Source organism: Flavobacterium solisilvae (assembly GCF_012911605.1).
Lineage (GTDB): Bacteria > Bacteroidota > Bacteroidia > Flavobacteriales > Flavobacteriaceae > Flavobacterium > Flavobacterium solisilvae.
The window spans coordinates 16,184-37,821 of record NZ_JAAMPT010000195.1; the positions used below are offsets into that span (position 1 = coordinate 16,184).

At 33.6% G+C, this 21,638-nt stretch carries 18 protein-coding genes and 1 tRNA gene; 6 read left to right on the top strand and 13 right to left on the bottom strand.

Going from position 1 to position 21,638, the window contains the following annotated elements:
• Positions 1–12 precede the first annotated feature (12 nt).
• Positions 13–1,659, bottom strand: coding sequence for an OstA-like protein (locus tag G6042_RS02600; RefSeq protein ID WP_169522706.1), 1,647 nt, complete (start codon positions 1,657–1,659; stop codon positions 13–15).
• 142 nt (positions 1,660–1,801) lie between these two features.
• On the opposite strand from G6042_RS02600, the gene G6042_RS02605 reads away from it, so the two are divergent.
• Positions 1,802–3,679 (top strand): alpha-amylase family protein, encoded by a 1,878-nt coding sequence (locus tag G6042_RS02605; RefSeq protein WP_169522707.1) that lies wholly within the window; start codon positions 1,802–1,804, stop codon positions 3,677–3,679.
• Between the two features lie 60 nt (positions 3,680–3,739).
• On the opposite strand, the gene G6042_RS02610 is transcribed toward G6042_RS02605, so the two are convergent.
• Complete coding sequence (locus G6042_RS02610; RefSeq protein WP_235933174.1) at positions 3,740–5,698, bottom strand: endonuclease; 1,959 nt, start codon at positions 5,696–5,698, stop codon at positions 3,740–3,742.
• Between the two features lie 202 nt (positions 5,699–5,900).
• Between G6042_RS02610 and G6042_RS02615 the strand changes: the two genes are divergently transcribed.
• Together G6042_RS02615 and G6042_RS02620 are read left to right on the top strand one after the other, a co-directional pair.
• Positions 5,901–7,058 (top strand): TlpA disulfide reductase family protein, encoded by a 1,158-nt coding sequence (locus G6042_RS02615; RefSeq protein WP_169522709.1) that lies wholly within the window; start codon positions 5,901–5,903, stop codon positions 7,056–7,058.
• Positions 7,059–7,213: 155 nt separating this feature from the next.
• Positions 7,214–7,295 (top strand) — tRNA-Tyr (locus tag G6042_RS02620).
• Positions 7,296–7,348: 53 nt separating this feature from the next.
• On the opposite strand, the gene hemN is transcribed toward G6042_RS02620, so the two are convergent.
• The 7 genes from hemN to rluF form a co-directional block, all read right to left on the bottom strand.
• Positions 7,349–8,710 carry an oxygen-independent coproporphyrinogen III oxidase gene (gene hemN, locus G6042_RS02625; RefSeq protein WP_169522710.1) on the bottom strand — a complete coding sequence of 454 codons (1,362 nt, stop codon included), beginning with the start codon at positions 8,708–8,710 and terminating at the stop codon, positions 7,349–7,351.
• A gap of 127 nt (positions 8,711–8,837) precedes the next feature.
• Positions 8,838–10,049 carry a peptidylprolyl isomerase gene (locus tag G6042_RS02630; RefSeq protein ID WP_169522711.1) on the bottom strand — a complete coding sequence of 404 codons (1,212 nt, stop codon included), beginning with the start codon at positions 10,047–10,049 and terminating at the stop codon, positions 8,838–8,840.
• Between the two features lie 7 nt (positions 10,050–10,056).
• On the bottom strand, positions 10,057–11,196 hold the full coding sequence (locus G6042_RS02635) for a peptidylprolyl isomerase (RefSeq protein ID WP_169522712.1): 1,140 nt from the start codon (positions 11,194–11,196) through the stop codon (positions 10,057–10,059).
• Entirely contained in the window at positions 11,189–11,770 is a 582-nt protein-coding gene (gldI, locus tag G6042_RS02640) for a gliding motility-associated peptidyl-prolyl isomerase GldI (RefSeq protein WP_169522713.1), read from the bottom strand. The genes G6042_RS02635 and gldI overlap by 8 nt, the downstream gene beginning before the upstream one ends.
• Position 11,771: 1 nt before the next feature.
• Positions 11,772–12,776, bottom strand: coding sequence for a DHH family phosphoesterase (locus tag G6042_RS02645; RefSeq protein WP_169522714.1), 1,005 nt, complete (start codon positions 12,774–12,776; stop codon positions 11,772–11,774).
• A gap of 60 nt (positions 12,777–12,836) precedes the next feature.
• Positions 12,837–13,208: a fluoride efflux transporter CrcB gene (crcB, locus tag G6042_RS02650; protein ID WP_169522715.1), complete on the bottom strand. Its 372-nt coding sequence runs from the start codon at positions 13,206–13,208 to the stop codon at positions 12,837–12,839.
• 26 nt (positions 13,209–13,234) lie between these two features.
• Positions 13,235–14,083, bottom strand: a complete 849-nt coding sequence (rluF, locus tag G6042_RS02655) for a 23S rRNA pseudouridine(2604) synthase RluF (protein ID WP_169522716.1) — start codon at positions 14,081–14,083, stop codon at positions 13,235–13,237.
• 144 nt (positions 14,084–14,227) lie between these two features.
• On the opposite strand from rluF, the gene G6042_RS02660 reads away from it, so the two are divergent.
• The 3 genes from G6042_RS02660 to G6042_RS02670 all read left to right on the top strand — a co-directional run bounded on the left by G6042_RS02660 (position 14,228) and on the right by G6042_RS02670 (position 16,501).
• Entirely contained in the window at positions 14,228–15,100 is an 873-nt protein-coding gene (locus tag G6042_RS02660) for a cyanophycinase (protein ID WP_169522717.1), read from the top strand.
• A 71-nt stretch (positions 15,101–15,171) separates the two neighbouring features.
• Positions 15,172–16,014, top strand: a complete 843-nt coding sequence (locus G6042_RS02665) for an isoaspartyl peptidase/L-asparaginase (RefSeq protein ID WP_169522718.1) — start codon at positions 15,172–15,174, stop codon at positions 16,012–16,014.
• A gap of 10 nt (positions 16,015–16,024) precedes the next feature.
• Positions 16,025–16,501 (top strand): hypothetical protein, encoded by a 477-nt coding sequence (locus G6042_RS02670; protein ID WP_169522720.1) that lies wholly within the window; start codon positions 16,025–16,027, stop codon positions 16,499–16,501.
• On the opposite strand, the gene bla is transcribed toward G6042_RS02670, so the two are convergent.
• The 4 genes from bla to G6042_RS02690 all read right to left on the bottom strand — a co-directional run bounded on the left by bla (position 16,502) and on the right by G6042_RS02690 (position 21,598).
• A complete protein-coding gene (bla, locus tag G6042_RS02675) occupies positions 16,502–17,260 on the bottom strand; it encodes a subclass B1 metallo-beta-lactamase (RefSeq protein ID WP_169522722.1) in 759 nt (252 codons plus the stop codon).
• Positions 17,261–17,362: 102 nt separating this feature from the next.
• On the bottom strand, positions 17,363–17,821 hold the full coding sequence (locus tag G6042_RS02680) for a GNAT family N-acetyltransferase (RefSeq protein WP_169522724.1): 459 nt from the start codon (positions 17,819–17,821) through the stop codon (positions 17,363–17,365).
• Between the two features lie 117 nt (positions 17,822–17,938).
• Positions 17,939–18,784, bottom strand: coding sequence for a hypothetical protein (locus G6042_RS02685; protein WP_169522726.1), 846 nt, complete (start codon positions 18,782–18,784; stop codon positions 17,939–17,941).
• 201 nt (positions 18,785–18,985) lie between these two features.
• Positions 18,986–21,598, bottom strand: coding sequence for a zinc-dependent metalloprotease (locus tag G6042_RS02690; RefSeq protein WP_169522727.1), 2,613 nt, complete (start codon positions 21,596–21,598; stop codon positions 18,986–18,988).
• Positions 21,599–21,638 lie beyond the last annotated feature (40 nt).

A 21,638-nucleotide genomic window follows, 5' to 3' on the forward strand; every position in this document is an offset into this window, starting at 1 on the left:
GACAAAAAAGAACTATTTCACAACTGGTTTAGGATTGTTTTTATCATAATCCAAAGTTTCTTTTCTAGGTTCAAGCGGTTTGTCTTCTTTTGCTTCATTTTTTGCTTTTGCCGCTTGAATTTTGGTATCGATTTCGTTTTCTTCGGGTGGGAAAATGTCATCTTTCGTTTTTATTCGTTCATCTCCACGCCAAATGAAACCGCGAAGTTTTCGAGTGTTTTCGGGTAAATCTTTTTCGGGATAAATATCGCCTTCAATCTGGTTGAAATTGGTAATGGTTTCAATAGTATTTCCTTCCAAAATCATGTTGATACTACTACAAGTACTTTTGTTAATGCCAATGAGTTCTTGTTGGTCATTTCGCATATAATAAATGACTTCGGCATTTTTAACTATGTCAACTTCTTTGAGTTTGTTGTCGGCAAATTTTCCGTAGAGATTTTGTCCTTTCACCTGATTAAATCCAGTGCTTAATGTGTCTTTTGAAATAATAAAAGCATTATTTAGAACTTTCAACGAGTCGAGTTTTTCGGTTTTATTATTGCCAATTAAATGCATAATGTCGCCAGTCATTTGGTTTTCGTAATTCCAAAGAATTGGATTTTTTATCATTTTGGTCAAACCTGTTTTTTGGTCGGAATGAATAGAATCACATTTTCCACTCATATCGGTTTTGTAAAAACGAACATTGTTAAACGCACGGATGATTCTTTCTCCTGGTTTTCCTGTGATGAGCATTTTTTTACCGTGAATATACATCGAATCGTTTTCGACTAAGGTAATCGCAACGGCACGTTTAGTAATCATCATGGAATCTTTTTGGGTTTTTAGATTTCGATAAATTTCGGCATAATGACCTTTGACCAAACCTTTATTGATGGTGTCAGTAATTTTTACGTTATTGGTTGCCGATGCAAATTCTCGATTTCGATCATAGTACAAACTGTCGCCTTCAATCAATCGGTCTTTGTATTTTATATACGATTTTTTCTTGAAAAAGGAGACGTTCTTTTTGGTGTCATAAAATCCTTTTTCGGTATAAATATAGTTTTCCTTACTGGTAATTGTTGATGGTCCAAAAAGATAGGAATGTCCAGAATTTGTGTAATAATCCAAATGATTGGATTTGATTACATATTTAGGATTTGTAATCGTTACTGCGGTTAAAAACTGAAACTTTTTTTGCGCTACATAATATCGTCCCGATTTACTTTTTAATGTGTTTTCTCTATTTGTGATTGTTCCGTGTGTATTGTAAAATGCTTCTTGAACATTTCTATCAAAGTTAATTGTATCGGTAACCAAAGTCGATTCGGGTGAACGCATGATAACATTTCCGGTTGCAAATGCTTTTTTTACTTCGCCGCTATATTCAGCATATTTACTGTTCAAGAAAAGCGTGTCACCTTGAACCATTTGTACATCGCCAAACGCTTTGATATAATTTTCTTTTTGAAAATAATAAGCTTTGTTACAAGTAAAAACTACACCTTCATGGCTAACTCTAACATTGCCTCGAAGTAATAACGCATCTGGAATTTCCTCTTGATTAATGTCGGAGAAATCAGAATATTCAATCTTAATTTTAGATGATTTTTGAGCTTGAACAGTAAACAAGCAGCAAAGTAATCCTATGGAAAGAAACAGTAGCTTTTTCAAGTGTTATAATTTTGAGCAAATTTATGAAAATAGCAGCAATACAAGTTGTTATTAAGAATAATTTATAATGCAAGATATTTCAATCTTTTTTCTATATTTGTCTTTATCACTTTTCGCTGAAATTGGCGACATACTGAATACTATGAAAAATAAATATTTATTAGCATTTACACTTACTTGTTTGATAAGTGTTGCTTCAGCCCAAACAAAAAATACTACCGAGATGAAAAGCAAAAAGAAATCGGATAATCAACCAAAAAAGACCGTAGTGTATCAAGTTTTTACCCGATTATTTGGAAATCAAAATACAACTAACAAACCTTGGGGAACGATTGAAGAAAACGGTGTTGGAAAATTTAATGATTTTACCGATAAAGCTTTAAGTGAAATTAAAAAGTTGGGTGTAACTCATATTTGGTACACTGGAGTTCCGCATCATGCTTTGGTGAACGATTATACTTCAATTGGAATTTCTAATGATGATCCCGAAGTGGTAAAAGGTCGTGCAGGTTCGCCTTATGCTGTGAAAGATTATTATCAAGTTAATCCTGATTTGGCTGTAAATCCCGAAAAAAGATTGGAAGAATTTGAAGCTTTAATCGAAAGAACTCATAAAAATGGATTGAAATTATTGATAGATATTGTTCCCAATCATATTGCTCGAAAATACGAAGGAAAAAACAATCCAAAAGGTGTTCGTGATTTTGGTGCCGATGACAATACTTCGGTTGAATATGCTCGTGATAATAACTTTTATTACATTCCGGGACAAGCTTTTCAAGTGCCAACATCGGATAATTACAAACCTTTAAACGGAGAAAAAAATCCTTTAATTGATGGGAAATTTGATGAAAATCCAGCAAAATGGACTGGAAATGGTTCGCGATTAGCAAAACCAGACATCAATGATTGGTATGAAACGATTAAAGTAAATTATGGCGTTCGACCTGATGGAAGTAAAGATTTTCCAGAACTTCCAGCTGGTTTTGATAAAAAATCATACAAAGAACATTTTGAATTTTGGAAAGATAAAAGTGTTCCAAGTTCGTGGATGAAATTCTGTGATATTGCTTTGTTTTGGACAGCAAAAGGTGTTGATGGTTTCCGTTATGACATGGCAGAAATGGTTCCGTATGAGTTTTGGAGTTTTATGAATTCAGCAATTAAGATGAAAAATCCAGATGCTTTTTTATTAGCAGAAGTGTATAATCCTAACGAATACCGAAATTATATCAACTTAGGAAAAATGGATTATTTGTATGATAAAGTGGAAACATATGATTACTTAAAAGATGTAATTCAAGGAAGAAAATTACCTGATGGATTGTCTAACATTCAAAACGGAATGAAAGATATTGAACATCATATGTTGCATTTTTTGGATAATCATGATGAGCAACGATTGGCCAGTCCAGAATTTGCTGGAACACCAGAAAAAGGTAAACCGCTGATGGTTGTTTCGGCAACAATAAGTACATCACCAACGATGATTTATTTTGGTCAAGAAGTAGGCGAAGCTGGAAATGAAAATGGCGGATTTGGAACACATTCTAGAACGTCAATCTTTGATTATGTTGGCGTTCCAAATCATCAACGATGGATGAATGGTGGAAAATTTGACGGTGGAAAATTATCAGATAGTGAAAAATCGTTGCGTGATTTCTACAAACGATTGTTGAATTTTACATTAAAAAGTAATGCTTTGATGGGTAAATTTTCAGAAATTCAATCGGTAAATAGAGATAAAACCGAAGGTTATAAAGAAGGAATTTATTCGTATGTAAGATATTCTAAAGATGAAAAATTAATCATTACGACCAATTTTTCTTGGGTTTCAGAAGCAACTTTTGATTTAAAAATTCCAGCCGATATTATTAAAGAATGGAAATTAAAAGATGGAAATTATGCTTTAAACGAACAGTTATACGGAAGCAAATCTTCGCTGAATGTTAAAAATGGAGTAGGCGTTGTAAAAGTAACGTTGAATCCTAGCGAAAGTCTTATATTTAAAATAAAGTAAATTAATCCACAAAAAAACCTTTCAGCGATGAAAGGTTTTTTTGTGGATGAAAAATTTTTATTATTTCAATATTATTTTTTTGACCAAAATAGTTTCGTTTACTTTAATTTTTGCAACATAAACACCTGAACTTAAATTTGGTGTTATTGTAGTTTCGGGTTGAATTTTTTGTTGTAAAACTTTCATTCCTAAATTATTGTATAGTTCAATTTCGGCATCATGATTTATACCAAAAACCGAAAAACTTTCATTGGCTGGATTTGGATATAAAACAATTGTTGCCAATTGATTTTCGGGAGTAGAAAGCGATGAAAACCATTGTTGACCAGCATTTAAGCCCCAAATATAATCAGCTAAATTAGGATAATCGATAAATGGATTTCGATTGTATTGCCAAGTGTAGATGTAATTGTTTCTATTCATTTCAAAATCGTCACTTGCATCAAGCTGATTCCACTGTAAAAGCGAAGCTAAATCACCAATTTGACCAACAGTTGTATCAGGTAAATCGCCATTAACAACTTCTAATCCATTATATCTTACAGCCATATAAAATAAAGCTCTAGCAACATCGCCTTTCCACGAACCTTGATTTCCATTTGGACCATTATAGCCAGTTAATCCATAATCTTTATTGCTTCTATTGGTATTTTCTGGTCCATCTTCAGCTCTTAGATGATGAGCATCAGCGTGACCTGCAACAATGTCATTAGCACTTGTTGGAAGCCAAATATCTATTCCATCAGCTGTATCAGAAGTTGCATTAGAAAAACCACCGCGAGATTGTGGATAAATATGTTCCCGATTCCATTTTCCAGTACTAATGCTTCCTGTTTGATATTCTAATTTTGCTCTTGGACTTTCTACATACATCAACCAAACTTGGTTACTATTTAATGGATTTTGGTCAGCCGATTTTAAAATTTCTGCAATATCACCATAGGTATGCGCTCTAACAACAGCTGGATTTGCAATAATATTTTGTAATTCTTGTCTTAAAGCTGTGCCAGCCAAACCTTCAAGCGAATCGTAGTAACCTGTTGGTGCTGTACTTTGAACAATTCCATACGTTGGTGCTAATGGCGTTCCAAAAGGTGAAACAATAAAATCATTATCAACTACTCTAATTTCTATGAAATCATTTAATCGGTTGTAGCCAAATGGCAATGCGTTGAATTTAATAACGATAACTTCATCGCCTTCGTCCAAAGTATCATCAACTGTAGTAATTGTTCTTGAAATTGAGGTTGTTCCTGTTGGAATAGTAATATCGGTTGAACCTGTGAAATCGCTACTGTTAAATGTTCCGTTATTCAATGAAAATGAAAAAGATAAATCGGTAGTAACCGGATTTTGGGTTGTAAATGTAATCGAAAAGGAATTACCTTCATTCACTTGAGTAGCCGAAGTTGTTATTGTTATTCCATTATAAACAAAACCACTTCCGTCATTATTTGCGCCAGGAGTTGGAGGTTTTATTTCGTAAGTTCCATCATTTTTTCGTTGGATAGAGTTTGCCGTACTTGGACCAGCTCCGCTTTCGTTTAATTGAACGGTTACTCCCAATAAGGTCATTAAAGAAGTTGCATCAGGATCGTTTGTTCCATATACAATGGCGTCAATTAAATTATTTGTTGTTGCCATAGAATTGTTAGGAAAATCAGAGGAAGAACCTAAATAAAGCGCAACACCATCAGGGCCATTTTGAAAAATACTTTCTGGCAATAATCTATCAGGAACGGGAGATACAAACTTATTTCCAATAGTTAATATACCGTTCATATCAGTCGTTAAGCCATCCAAATCAATAACATAATAACTTAAATTAGCTAAACTTCCCGTTCCATTAAACAAAACTAAAACATATCCGTCAAGAGGAAAATTAGGCGTTGTAGATTTTAATTCTATAAATTCTTTATCGTCAACTGAAGGTGTATCAGAATCCAATTCATTAATAACAACTTGCGAATAAGAAAGCGTAGAAAAAAAGAGGAAAAATAAAGATAATTTTTTAATCATTTTCATTGTATTTTTTTCAAAGGTAAAAACACAATGCTATACTTTCGTTAAAATTAACGGTTAATTGATGATTTACTTCCATTTATTAGGAGTAATCGTGTTTTATTTGTAGAAGCAAAGTCTAAACTTTTATTAAATAAAAATGGTTATGATATAAAATTAAATACATTTGCATTCGAAATCAAAATAACAAACTTAATAAATGAAAAAATTAGTATCATTTGGATTACTCGCTATTTTACTAGCATCTTGTAAAAAGGATGGCGAATACACTATTGAAGGTTCAGTAAAAGGATTAAAAACAGGAAAAGTATATTTAGAACGACAAGACGAAGCAATGGGATTTGTTCCTGTTGATACTGTTGATATGGTTGATGGTAAATTTAACATCAAAGGAATTGCAGAAGGACCAGAAATGTATTTCGTGCAAGTAGAAAAAGTACAAGGGAAAGTTCCGTTCATTCTTGAAGAAGGTCAAATAGGAATGGAAGTTGATAAAGACAGTTTGTTTAAATCAAAAATTTCTGGAACTTACAGCAACGATGAGTTCTTTAAATTCCAAACGGAGTCCAATAAAATTCAAAAGAAATCCCAAAAAGCAGTTATGGAATTTCAAATGAAGAATATGGCTAAAATGAATGAAGCACAACAAAAAAACGATACAGTTGTTATTAACTCATTACGTAAAGAATACAAAGCGCTTCAAAAAGACATGACCGATTATATGTTTGATTATCCAGAAAAACATCCAAAATCATATATCAGTTTGTTGATTGTTCAATCCATGGTTGGAAATCCGGATTTTACGGATGAAAAAACAGAAAAATTCTTCAACAGTCTTGATAAAGAACTTAAAGAAAGTAAAGTAGGTAAAAAAGTTGCCGAAAAAATGAAAGAAGTGAAACAATTAAAATCGGCTGTGAGTAAACCAACGGCAAGTGCTGTGAAAGTAGGAAGTCCAGCTCCAGATTTTAAGGGTAAATCTCCTGAAGGGAAAGAAGTTTCATTAAAAGAAAGTTTAGGAAAAGTAACGATTATCGATTTTTGGGCTAGTTGGTGCGGACCATGTAGAGCTGAAAACCCTAGTGTTGTAGCTTTATACAATGAGTTTCATGCTAAAGGTTTAAACATCGTTGGTGTTTCTCTTGATGAAAAAGCAGATAAATGGAAAGAAGCAATTGCAAAAGATAAAATTACTTGGACACAAATTTCTAATCTCAAAGGTTGGGAAGATCCAATTGCTAAGCAATACAACATAACAGAAATTCCTTCAACTTATATTCTTGACGACAAAGGAGTAGTTATTGCAGTAAATTTAAGAGGTGATGAATTGAAGAAAAAAATTGCTTCGTTACTTTAATAAACAGTTTTGATAAAAATTAAAAGAAATCTCCTTTTGGAGATTTTTTTTTATGTCTTTCGTTTTGAAACAATTACAATTTTTGCAAAAATAAATTTGATTTTTTGTTTGTCTAAGTCAAAAGTGTTTCTATATTTGCAACCGCTAATAGCGATGGGGAGATACTCAAGCGGCCAACGAGGGCGGACTGTAAATCCGCTGATTACATCTTCGCAGGTTCGAATCCTGCTCTCCCCACAAACTAACCCAATCCAAAAAACGCATCGAGAAATTGATGCGTTTTTTATTTTTTAAATTGTCATAGAAAACAATTGGCGTTGCGGCTGATTTTCTCTCAATCGTAAATCAAAAGCCATGCAAACGTTTCGAACAAATGGTTTTCCTTTTTCGGTGATTTTTAATGAAGTATCGGTTATTTCGATTAGCTCGTCATGAAGCATTTCTTCTAACGAAAATAATACTTCGGGTAACTGTTCAAAATACAATCCTGATGACCAATCGGTTTTTAGATGGCACATTAAATTCAAGATGTGCTTGCGAATAATCAAATCTTCATCGGTTAGAATATGTCCTTTAAAAACCGGTATTTCATTATTTTCTAATCGAGTGTAATAGTCTTCCAAAGTCTTTTCATTTTGAGCAAAACCATACCAACTATCACTAATGGATGAAACACCAAGACCAATCATCAACTGTGTTTTTGACGATGAATATCCCATAAAGTTGCGATGGAGTTTATTTTGTTTAAACGAATGGTATAAACTGTCGGTTCTCAAAGCAAAATGATCCATGCCAATTTCTTTGTATCCTTTGAATGCTAAAAGCTGTTTGCCTACTTCGTAAAGTTTTCTTTTTTCTTCATCCTTTGGAACATCTTCGTCTTTAAAACCGCGCTGACCGTTTCCTTTTATCCACGGAACATGAGCATAACTATAAAATGCCAATCTATCTGGCGAAAGCGATTTTGTTTTCTCAATAGTATCCACAACATCTTCTAAGGTTTGGAACGGTAAACCATAAATCAAATCATGCGAAATAGAAGTATAGCCAATTTCTCTTGCCCAAAAAGTTACTTTTGCCACATTATGAAAGGATTGCACCCGATGAATAGCTTCTTGAACTTTCGGACTATAATCTTGAACGCCAAAACTTACTCGGCGAAAGCCCAAATCGAATAATTTTTGCAGATGTTCTCGCGTTGTATTATTTGGATGACCTTCAAAACTGAACTCATATTCATCGGCTAAATCCGCTTTTGATAAAATGCCATGGATTAGTCGCTCCAGATTTTCGGGTGAAAAGAAAGTTGGCGTTCCACCACCAAGATGGATTTCTTTGATTTTGGGTTTATTTGGAAAAAGGTCACAATACAGTTGCCATTCTTTTAGAACTGCCTCAATATATGGATGTTCAACTTCGTGGCGTTTGGTTATTCGTTTATGGCAACCGCAAAATGTGCAAAGCGATTCGCAAAACGGTAAATGAATGTATAAGCTAATTCCTTCGGAAGTATTACTTTCTTCAAATGATTTTACAAAAGTGTTCTTCCATTGTTCCAATGAAAAGTGTTTTTCGTTCCAGTAAGGAACCGTTGGATAACTGGTGTATCTTGGACCAGGAACGTTATATTTTTGTATCAATGAATTGAGCATACTATTCAAATTATAGGTCAAAAGTAGTTTGATGCAACTTATAATAAAATGATAATTGTCATATTGATACCATAAAAAAAGTTCCGTTACCTTTCGATAACGGAACTTTGAAGTTTTTTTGAGAAAATTATTTTGTTGGTGCTTCAATCAGTTCAATTTCAAAAACGATGTTAGCATTTGGTGGAATTACATTTCCAGCTCCGCGTTCTCCATAACCTAATTTTGAAGGAATGAAAGCTACAATTTTATCACCATAATTCATAAAACTTAATGCTTCAAAAAAACCTGGAATTAATCCGCTTTTGTTTCCATATTGGAAAGGAAAAGGTTGGTAACCATTAGCTTTTGCACGGTTTTCATCAAATTTTCCGTATTCTTTTGCTACTACTTCATAGCTGCTCTCAAACAAGCTTCCGTCTTCAAGATAACCAGCATAGTGAATTAAAACGTTTGTTCCATCGGCTGGTTTCTTTCCTGTTCCGTTTTGGATGATTTTGTATCTCAAACCCGTTGCAGTTTCAGTAGATGCTGTTTTAACTTCGTTTAGTTGTTTTACTTTTGCAGCTATAACTGGTGCATATTTTACAGCATATTCCGCTTTTTTAGCAGCTTCAGCTTCTTCGGCTTTTCTTTTGTTTTCGGCAGCTATTTCGGCTTCTTTTTTGTCTTCATTAGCTTTGTTTGCCATGTAATCTGTAAAGATTTTTGCAGCATCAAATTTCTTGGCTTCAGCACCTTTTCTTACGATGGTAATTTTGTTAATCAAATCGTCTTGTTTGATAGCATTTACCACGTCCATTCCAGAAGTTACTTTTCCAAAAACAGTGTGTTTTCCGTCTAACCAAGGCGTTTCTTTGTGAGTAATGAAAAACTGCGAACCATTGGTTTTTGGTCCCGAGTTTGCCATCGATAAAATTCCACCACTGTTGTGTTTTAAATCGGCAACAATTTCATCCTTGAAAGCATAACCTGGTCCGCCAGAACCATTACCAGCAGGATCGCCGCCTTGTATCATGAAATCAGCAATTACTCTGTGGAATTTTAATCCATTGTAAAAAGGTTTTCCTTTTAATTTTTCGTCTTTCACTTCAGTATTTGTTCCTTCGGCAAGCGAAACGAAGTTGGCTACCGTAATTGGTGTTTTTTTGTATTCTAAAGCAATAACAATTTTACCTTTGGAAGTTTCAATTTCGGCAAAAACACCTTCGTTTGTATTATTGGTTTGTGGTTTTGCGGCAGTAGTTGTAGGTTTTGCAGCTACTGGTTTCTTAGCTGTTTGCGCTACAACAGTTGTCATTCCTATAAGGAATAAAAAAAGAATGTTGTTTTTTATTTTCATAATTATTTTATTTTTTGTCTTTAATTTCAATTTCAAATATAATGTTAGCATTTGGTGGAATAGCATTTCCTGCGCCTTGCTCGCCATAAGCTAATTTTGACGGAATAAACAATACCGCTTTGTCGCCAAGGTTTAATTTGTTCACCGCTTCAATAAACCCTGGAATTAGATTTTTAGCACCTATTTGATAAGGCAAAAGACTATATCCATTTTGCATAGCACGAATTTCATCAAATGTTCCAAAGGTTTTAGCAACTTCTGGATTGCTGGTATCAAAAAGCGTTCCATCTTCAAGAAAACCTGCATAATCGATAAGTATGGTTTCTCCATTTTTAGGTTTTTCTCCTTTAGATTTATGAGTTATTGTATATTTTAATCCAGTTGAGGTACTGATTGCTTTTTCTTTTACCTCTGCAAAATAACTTAACTTTTTATCAATTGCAGGTTTGAATTTTTCTAGTTTTTTTCGCTTTTCAGCATCGGATAATTCTTGTTGTTTTTTACGATTTTCCGCTTCTTTTTTGAAGTAATTGCTAAATACTTTTACCGCATCAAATTTCTTTGCGTCTTCACCTTTTCTGATGATAGTTACTTTGTGCAACATATCATTTTGGGTAACTGAATTTACTACTTCTTGACTTTCAGGATTTACAACTTCGCCAAAAACTGTATGTTTTCCGTCTAACCAAGGCGTTGGAACAATCGTTACAAAAAACTGACAGCTATTCGTTGCTGGACCAGAATTTGCCATCGACAAAATTCCAGGTTTGTCATGTCTTAAATCAGTGATTTCATCAACAAAAGTATAGCCAGCATCGCCAGCACCAGTTCCAAGCGGATCACCAGTTTGTATCATAAAATCTTCGGCATCGCCATTTGATTTTGAAATAACTCTGTGGAATTTAATTTCATCAAATAGTCGCTTTCCTTTGCATTCTTCAGAGGCAAAAGTGTTTTTTCCTTCGGCTAATGTGATAAAATTAGCAACCGTAATTGGTGTTTTTTTGTAGTTTAATTCAAGAAGAATATTTCCTCGCGAGGTTTCTAGTTCGGCATAAAGTCCGTCTTTTAAATCTTGATGTTCGTCTTTACACGATGTGATTGTAATGGATAATGCAAGCAATAGGCATACAATAATTCTATTCATTTTTAATGATATTTACTGGAGTTTGTTTGTTTTCGGGTTTAAAATCGTTTAAAGTTACAGTACAAATTAAAGGTTCATTTGTGCCAATTCTTTTTTCATCGCCATGATAACCAAATCCCATATTGGATGGAAAAAGAAAGGTTACTTTTTCGTTTTTACGCATCAGTTTAATTCCGTCGCGCAAACCCATCATGATGTTTTGTTTGTCAACAGCATAAACTTGCGGACGCAATTCTACTTCAGAATAGACAACGTTACCTTTTAAATCTTTTATTTCATAATCAAAAAAAGCAATGTCGCCTTTTTTTGGACGAAGTGTATCTTTTTCATTTCTAATGTCATAACTATACCAATAACCTTTTTTGGAAGCATAGTATTTTATTTTTGGATTGCTTTTGATGATGGAATCAATTTTGGCTTCTTCGCTTGCAACCAATTTTTTATTTCTGATAACTGATTCTTTCATGAAAGTTCCCGAAGAACGAGAAACTGGCATGCGAGCTTGTTGTTGTTTACAGCTTGCTAATGTTACTACAAGCAAAACTATTGCTGTTATTTGGGATAATTTTCTCATTCTAATGTGTCTTTTTTGAAATTATTTTTTCAAATTTTTTAATCGTATTTTCTAAACTGTCATACGATTTTCCTCCAGCAGCATTGATATGTCCACCGCCGTTAAAATGCTCACGAGCAAATTGATTTACGTCAAAATCACCTTGAGAACGGAACGAAATTTTGATGATATTTTCATCGCGATGTTCAATAAATATAGCAGCAAATTCTATTCCTTTTATTGTTAAACCATAATTTACAACGCCTTCGGTATCGCCTTTTTCATAATGAAACTCGTCCAATTCTTTTTGCGAAAGCGAAATATAAGATGTTTTTAATTCTGGAAAAACTTTCATGTTTTGTAAAGCTCGTCCAAGAAGTTGCAATCGATTATAGGAATTGTTGTCAAATAATAAATTGTGAATTTCGCTGTTATTGATGCCAATGTCGATTAGATCAGCAACAATTCGATGTGTTGTACTTGTAGTTGATGGAAAACGGAACGAACCCGAATCGGTTGTTATTCCGGTGTAAATGCAAGTGGCGATAGTTTTATCGATTAATTCATTTTTACCTAAAAAAGTAATGAAATTATACACCATTTCACAAGTTGAACCAAAAGCAGTATCCGAATAAGTATAGATTGCATAACCATCAGGTTTTTGATGATGGTCAATCATAACCATGGGAACAGTAACTTTGTTAAGAACGTGTTCCATTTCGCCAGTTCGGTGTAAAGCGTTGAAATCTAGTGTGAAAACGATCTCAGCGTCTAAAATGGTTTGAGTTGAAATTTCTTTATTAGTTTCAAAAATCAAAACATTTTCTGAACCTGGTAACCATGCCAAAAAATTTGGAAAATCATTTGGAGAAATTACAGTTGCATGATGGTTTTCTTTTTGAAGGAAATGATACAAGGCTAATGTTGAGCCCATTGCATCGCCATCAGGACTTTTATGTGGAATAATTGCGATTTTTTTTGGCGTTGCCAATAATTCTTTTAGCGCTAAAATGTCTTCGTTTTTCATAGATGGCGAAAATACAAAAATTGAACACAGATTTTACAGATTTTAGCAGTTTTTTATTGCTTATTTGGATAAAAATAATCCGAGCCAAACGGCAAAAAGTCCAGTAATAATGCTCGAAGCGATGTAAGCAAATGCTAAAAAGGAATTATTACTTTGAAAAAGGTTAAAATTTTCTAATCCAAAGGTTGAAAAAGTAGTGAAACCACCACAAAATCCGGTGATTAAAAACCATTTCAAATTGCTATCTGTCAAATTATTTTTGTCTAAATATCCAATGAAAATTCCAATTAAAAAGCAGCCAACAAGATTGGTTAAAAAAGTAGCTAATGGAAAATGATTTTGCCAAAACTTTGCCACAAAAAGCGATGTCAAATACCGAAAAACGCTTCCAATTGCGCCACCAAAAGCAATATATAAAATGGTTTTTAGCATTTGATTTAAGATTGTAGATTAACGATTTATGATTTTCGATTTTGCTTGTTGTTTTTGTCTCTCGACTGCGCTCGAGATGACGAATTCGTTGCAATATTCGAATTTATTTGGAATTTGGGATTTTCAGCTTTTGGATTTTTTATAAAACTTGCTTCTTCAGTTTTGCTCGAAGGCTCAATTAATTTATTCAATTGCTTGATTTCGTCATCGGTTAAATCACGATAACGACCAACGTGAACATCGAGCGAAATATTGATAATTCGAATGCGTTTTAAAGCGGTAACTTCATAACCGAGATATTCACACATTCTACGAATTTGACGGTTTAAACCTTGCGTCAAAATGATTTTAAAAACAAATTTACTGATTTGTTCTACTTTACATTTTTTGGTTACGGTATCAATAATCGGAATTCCATTGCCCATTCGTTCGATAAATCTATCGGTTATTGGACGATTTACCGTGACGATATATTCCTTTTCGTGATTGTTTCTTGCACGAAGAATTTTGTTGACAATATCACCATCATCGGTCATAAAAATTAAACCTTCGCTGGCTTTGTCCAATCGACCAATAGGAAAAATTCGTTTTGGATAATTAATGTAATCTACAATATTATCGCGCACATTTTGATTGGTAGTGCATTCAATTCCAACGGGTTTATTGAACGCTAAATAAATTGGTTTTTCGGTTTTTTCTCGAATTAATTTTCCGTCTACGCGAATTTCATCTTCTGCAGAAACTTTGGTTCCCAATTCGGGAATTACGCCATTGATGGTAATTCTGCCTTGTTCCAATAATTTATCGGCTTCGCGGCGAGAACAATAACCTGTTTCGGAAAGAAATTTGTTAATTCGGGTTTGATTGATTTCCATTTATTTAGAGAATGCTATTTTTTTAGTCTTGATGGCAAAGATACTATTTTTGAGCATAAAATTTTTGATAAGTTCGTTGATAAGTTCGTTTCAAAAAACAGAAAAATACTTTGTAAGTGTTATGTTTTTGTTATTTTTACCCACATGAATATACAAGGAAAACTTATAATAATTGGTGGTGCTGTTGATAAAGGTAGTTTCACCGAAACTGATTTAGACAAAAATGCTGCAAAGAATTTGAATTTCTTTGAAGAAGGCATTTTAAAACGAATAATTAATGAATCAAAACACAAAGAACAATCTCGCATTGAAGTAATTACAACTGCGTCAAAAATTCCAAGAGAAATTGGTCCAGAATATGTAAAAGCATTTCGCTATTTAGGTGCTGAGAATGTAGATGTTCTTCATATTGAGAGAAGAGAACAAGCTAGTGAAGTGGAAATTCTTGACCGTTTAAAAGCAGCTGATGTAGTGATGTTTACTGGCGGCGATCAACTTCGATTGACTTCAATTCTCGGCGGAACACCATTTGATGAAATTTTAATAAATAAATATCGTAACGAAGATTTTGTGTATGCAGGAACTTCGGCTGGTGCTGCGGCAGCTTCTAATAATATGATTTATCAAGGAAGTAGTAGCGAAGCTTTGTTGAAAGGCGAAGTAAAAATTACGTCTGGTTTAGGATTGATTGACGATGTGGTAATTGATACACATTTTGTACAACGTGGTCGAATTGGTCGTTTGTTTCAAGCGGTTGTTGGTAACCCAAAAGTTCTTGGAATTGGACTTGGAGAAGATACAGGTTTGTTGATTACAAATGGTCGTCAAATGGAAGCTATTGGTTCAGGACTTGTGATTTTGGTTGATGGAAGAGAAGTGAAAGACACCAATTTGACACAAGTAGAATTAGGTCAACCCATTTCTATCAATCATTTAGTGACACACGTTATGAGTAATCATGATACTTTCGATTTGGATACGTTCAAAATGACTATTAAAAGTTCACAATACGTTTAATTTAAAATATTAGATTTTAGATATAAAATATTAAATATCCGAAATCTAATATTTAATATTTAATATTTTACATGAAATTAATCATCCACGGCGGATTTTTCTCGGAATCATCAACGAACAACGAAACTAAAGTTGCTAAACAGCAAGCGTTACTTCGTATTGTGAAAAATTCGTATGATTATATGAAAACCCATTCAGCAGTAGAAACAGTAGTTTATGCTACATCACTTTTGGAAGACGATGAATTGTTTAATGCTGGAATTGGTTCTCAAATTCAAAGCGATGGAAAAATCAGAATGAGTGCTTCTTTGATGGATTCTACTACGATGAAAATGAGTGGTGTGATTAATATTGAAGAAGTAAAAAATCCAATTCAAGTAGCGGAAGTTTTAATGAATGTTGATGACCGAATTCTCAGTGGAGAAGGAGCAACCGATTTTGCTAGAAAAAATGGTTTTGAAAAATTCTCTACCGAAATTCCACAACGAAGAAAAGAATATGAAGCCAAATTAGCTTCAACTGGAAAAGGAACAGTTGGTTGTGTTGCTTTAGACAGCGAAGGACGAATTGCTGTTGCTACTTCAACCGGTGGAAAAGGTTTTGAAATTGTTGGTCGTGTTTCTGATTCGGCTACAGTTGCTGGAAATTATTGCAACGAATTTTGTGGCGTAAGTTTAACTGGTGTTGGCGAAGATATTGTTAGTGGTGCAGTGGCTGCTAAAATTGTAACTCGTGTAACCGATGGTTTTTCGCTTGAAAAAGCATTTGAAAAAACCTTTGCTGAGTTAAAACCTTTTGACGGATTTGCTGGCGCAATTGCTATTGATAATAAAGGAAATATCTTCCATCAAGACTCGCATCCAAGTATGGTTTTTGCCAGTTTTGATGGAGAAAACGAAGAAGTTTTTAATTAGTTTGTATAATATGAAAAGAGTTTTAGTAGCATTTATTGCGTTAAGCACAGTTTTAATTGGATGTTCATCCGATAGTGATTCGAAATCATTTGAATCAACTATTAAAATAGATGGAATTTCGTTTCAACCTAAAAAAATTACAGCATATCCATCCAATACTTCTGTTGAAAAGTCGATGGTATTTGTTTTACAAAAAAATACAAACACGCCAACGGATTTGGATGAAATGGTTTTTAGAGTAAATTACCCTTTAACACAAGCTGATGCTTCAGGAACTTATTTGATGACTGGAATGCAAGGAACAGGAAATTATACTAAAGCAAGCAATAGTTATTTGTTTTATAACGGAAGTGTAATTGTTGAAGATTTAGGGAACAATAAATTCAATATTTCTTTTCAAAATGTGAAAGGCTCAGAAGGAAATGGTTCTACAACAGTTATTACAGTTTCAGGAAGTATTAACGGAAAGTTTCAAGAAAGCAACTAATTATTTGGTTGTAAACAACTTAATTGTATAATCCAATAATTTTTGGTTTCCAGTTTTACCATGACCTGGAACTACGATTTTTAGATTTGGATATTCCTTTTTGATTTTTTCTACGGTTTTTGACCAATCGGCTGTATTTGCATCGCCTAAATAACCTTTGGTTGCATTCAATTCTTTGATTAAACAACCGCCAAAAAGTACATTTTCACTTGGAAAATAACCTACAACATTGTCTTGTGTATGACCTTCACCAAAAAATTTGGCGATGATTTTTTCAGTACCAATGTTTAAAACCAGCGAATCGTTAAAACTGTTTTGAGGTAAAGTTTCGTCATTCTTTTTTGCGAATTCTATGGTTTTAAAATTGGCATAGGATGGAATGTTTTTGCTGTGAAAATTTGTTAATCCACCTAAACAATCGTTGTGAAAATGGGTTGGAATAACCGCGTTAATTTTGGATTGTTGCGTTTCGGTTATCCATTTAATTAATTCTTCGGAAGTTTTAGTATTGGTTGGTGTATCAAAAACAATGGCTTCGTTGTTATTGCTAACAATCAAACCATTGCAAGGCACATTTCCAAAATCTTGTGTTTGCAAAAATGATGTATGCACAAATGCATTTTGCGAAACTTGAGTAATGATTAAATCATTGGATTTATAAACTTCTTTGGGTTGAAATACGTCACTTTTTTTAGAACTACAGTTGATGAAAAGCAATGCAATCGAAAGATAGAGTAGAAGTTTTTGAGTGGTTTTCATTTTTTGAAAATTGAAATTTTAAAAAGTTTATTGTTTTTTCTTTTTTTCTTTCCGCACAAATTGATGCTAAACTTTTGTTAGCGGTTTGGGCTTTTTCTATTTTTAGTTTTCAGTTGTTTCAAGTTTCATTCTCAACAAAGGATATTCCTTTCCTTGGTCATCTTTATCTGTTCGTTCGTATGTTTTGAAACCGAGTTTTTCATAAAACTTAACCGCATTTGTGTTTTGTTCGTTTACGTCCACTTTGCTGGCTTTTAATTCTGAAAAAGCAAAGTCAGTCAGCTTTCTTCCGAGACCTTTTCCAATATAGTTAGGCGAAAAGAAAAGCATTTCTATTTTTCTTTCAGCGAGACCAATAAATCCTGCTACTTCGTTATTTTGTTTTAGACAATACACTTCAAAATCATTAAAATTGAATGTATGTACAAGTTGTTTGATTTCTAAAAAGTCATTCGGATGTAGAAAGTCGTGAGTCGCTAAAACAGATTTTTCCCAAATATTGAGAATTTGTTGTCTATCCTTATCTGTATATTTTTCTATTTTAAAATCTTGATTTGTCATAATTCAAATGTATAAAAATAAATGTTTTGGGATACGGATTGTTGATTTAAACCTGACAGGTTAGATGAAGGTGTTCTGTTTATTGATACGAGCAAGATGTTCGCGCTATCGGGTTAATTATTTGAATTTGTTTAATTCATTAGCAATGAGTTTATTTTTTTCATCTCGTTTTTGCTGTTCTATTTTTTCGTCTAAGATTATTTCAATTGCTGTTCTCAAAAGCGGAAAAGAATCATTGCATTCTTTTTCTTCTAATTGATGAATACCTTTGCTTAGAATGGAATATATTTTTTTATTACTTACCAAAAATTCTGGTAAATAATCTTTAGCTAAATCAATTTTCTTTTTAAAATCTGATTGAAATAAATCGTCTTGAGCAATTTCTCCTTTTTCTAAAAGACCTTGTAATATAGGAACTACTATATTTTTTTCAATAATTCTACGCAAATAAACATACGAACCCACACCAATACCATAAGAAGAAAGACCAATAGCTCTGTTTAGCTCTTTATAGATATTTTCATCAAAACTTCGATACTTTTCAATCTCCTTTTTCGCTAAGTCAGCAATTGATGGACTTTGACCAATTTTTATAAGTTCCTTATCTTTTATTCTAAAAACATATACGTGGTTATGGTTACTGTCACTACCAGGACGAGGACATTTGAAAACTCTTTCAAAAGTTCCACATTCTTCTAAGAAATTGAAAACATTATCAACAGAATCAATTCCTCTATCGGTAATTTGTAAAAGTGTTTCACGGAAATTGATAGTTGTAATATCACTACTTATAAATGTTGTTTCTTTTTTACAAACAGTACAATAACTATCAAGAGTTTTAATTTTATTTATATCTGAATTTTCATTGTGAAATAGTATATTCAATAGTTCATCTTCACTAAAAGAGTTTATGCCATATTTTGTGTAAAGAGAATCACTTAAAAAAATTTTGTGTAAATCCATTTTTTCTATTTAGATGGTATAATATTATTACTGCTAACACCCAAATATACGAAAGTCTTTTATTTCGCCAACTAACATTCGTATAACCGTATCAGAAAGTGTTTTTTGCGAATGTTTATTTCCTATTTCGCATAACTTTCATCTAAAACAAAAAACCTCTCAACAATGTCGAGAGGTTTTGGTATAAAGATTGAAAACGTATTATTTAATCGTTAATGCATTTTCAATTAAAAACGAAATGTAATTTCGGTGTGCTTTTGTGCTTTCATCTAATGAAGAAGCTGTGCTAAGCATAAGTTTAATTTTCTTCAACGTTTGACGAGCTGCGGCTTTTGAGATATCGTCATGTCTGTTTTTTGAATCTTTGATATCGGCAATGGCAGCAACTTCTTTTACAAAATAGGTTTGAAGATATTGACGTTGCATATTTACTTTACCTACTAAATCGGCTTTGAAAATTCCATTGGTTAAATCGGTCATGATTTCGGCAACGGTATAGCTGTTTCCATATAAACTTGTGTTGGAAACTCTTTGTAACGTTGTTGGGTGAAGAATATGACCAAGCGTTGCATCGGTTTGGATAGACTGATAAATTGCGCTTAATTTTGGATCTTCTGTTCCTGAAAAGAAGTTAAATCCACGTCTTTGTAACTGTAAATATGGATACAATGGTGCATCAATGCTATAGGCATTTGGTGCAAAAACATATTTGTTTAATACTTCAATTGCTCTTTTTTGTTGTGCTTTTGAAACAGGTGTAAACGGTTTTTCGGTTGTGTTTTGACCAACGAAACTTCTGTCCACCATTACGCCACCAACATAACGGCTAACTACTGCTGCCATGTTTCTTCTTTGATTGTTTAAAGTTGAAAAACGCGCTCTTAACTCGGCATAACTTTGACCTTCTTTGCTGTATTTTGTTTTCAATTTAGCCATAACGTTGTTAACCAATTGAAATCTTTCTTCGGCATTGCCAATAGCATCGCTACTTAAATCATTAATCATCACGCGAGGATCGATTGCTTTTCCAGGTGATCGCATATCGTCAGCATCGTTTCCAAAAGCTAAAGCAGGTTCTGTGCTTCGGTTTAAAATTTTTGTCAATTCAGCTTCTTCTGATTTTTCATCAAATTCTCTGTAACCATATTCAATTGCCCAAAGATCATAAGGTCCAGGTTTTACAGTATAATAATTCCCTTGTTTGCTTCTGTCTAAAGAAAGATTGATAGCAGGATAATCCATTACTGAACCAATAAGACCAACTTTTTCGGTGATGGCTTTGTTGTGTAATTCGGCTGGAGCTAACATTTGGCTCGATTTCATGTTGTGGTTTAACCCTAAAGTATGTCCCATTTCATGCAATACTAAATAGTATAAAAATTCTTTGTGAACTTCTTTTAAAGTTTCTGGATTTTCACCAAAAGTTTCTGCCAAAGTTGTTCCCATGATGAATTGATTTTTAAGTTCGCTAGCCATTGTACAAGCAGTTCCATCTTTGTGGAAATAATGGTTTAGGTGTTCAGAATCGCCTGAATTTTTTATAGAATATAATTCATCCAAAGATGGAGAACTACTTCCCGAAGCCCATTCGATTGTGATATCAGAACCTAAAATTTGTCCTGTTCGTGGATTTGCAAAACTTGGTCCAATGGCACCATAAGTAGGATAAGCCGAAGCAACCCAACGAATTACGTTGTAGCGAACATCGCCAGCATCCCAATCGGCTTCATCTGGTTGGATTTTCATCACAACTGCATTTTTGAAACCAGCTTTTTCAAACGCTTCGTTCCATTTATTTCCAGCTTCAACAACGGTTTGACGATATTCTACTGGCGTTGTGTTTTCAACCCACCAAACGATTGGTTCTACAGGTTCGCTTAAAAAAGCACCCGGATCTTTTTTGGTCAAATACCATCTGTGAATAATATCTTTATAAGGCGTTGCTTTCATGCTGGTTTGGTCGTTTACCGTTTGTCCAAAATAACCAACACGCGGATCATCTCTTCTTGCTCTAAAATCGTTTTTAGGCATTTCTAGAAAAGTATGTTGGATACGAACACGAACATAACGTGCATCGGTAATATCATCGCCACCGCCATTTAACGGAGCTGGATTGTCATAAGCCAAATCAACTAATACATCTGTATTGTTTGGATAGGAGCGAATACTGTGGTATTTTGATTTTGCAGCATTGAAATTTCCTAAATTGAAAACAGCTCCAGGTGGAATTCCTGGTGGCATAATTGGTTTCACAGGATCCATTTTTTCGCTAAGAAATAAACCATCGGCAGCAATTAGATAACCATTGCTATCTTCGGCTACTACTTTTTCGGCTAAGAAAATGGCTTCCGAAATATCAGTTCCAGCGGTTTTGCTTACAGCGTTGTTTTTGTCATAATAAAAATTTGTGTTTACAATGCCAAATTCAATTTTATCATTTGCTTTATTGATGTTAATGATGTTGGTTGATCTGTGCATACTTTGATTTAAACCCAAAGTTGTTGGTCCATTCATTGAGTAACTTTGGTAGATAAATTCTTTACCCAATTGGTCTTTTTTGACAAAAAGTTGAATGCTACCCGTTACTGTATCTTGGTAAATGGTAAACAAACCTTCTGATTTTTTGCTGGATTTTATTTTCTCAGCGATTGTTGGTTTAGCAGGTTTTGCTTTTTTGATAGAGTCTGCTTTTGCAGCAGCAGCGATTTCTTTTTTGTTCTTCTTTTTTCGTTCTGATTTGTCTTGCGCTTGAGACAAACCTGTGCACAAAAGAACTCCAAGAGAAAGCATGAACGTAAGTCTAATTTTGTTCATAAATTAAAATTTAATAGATTGATGAAAAGTTTGGTGTTAA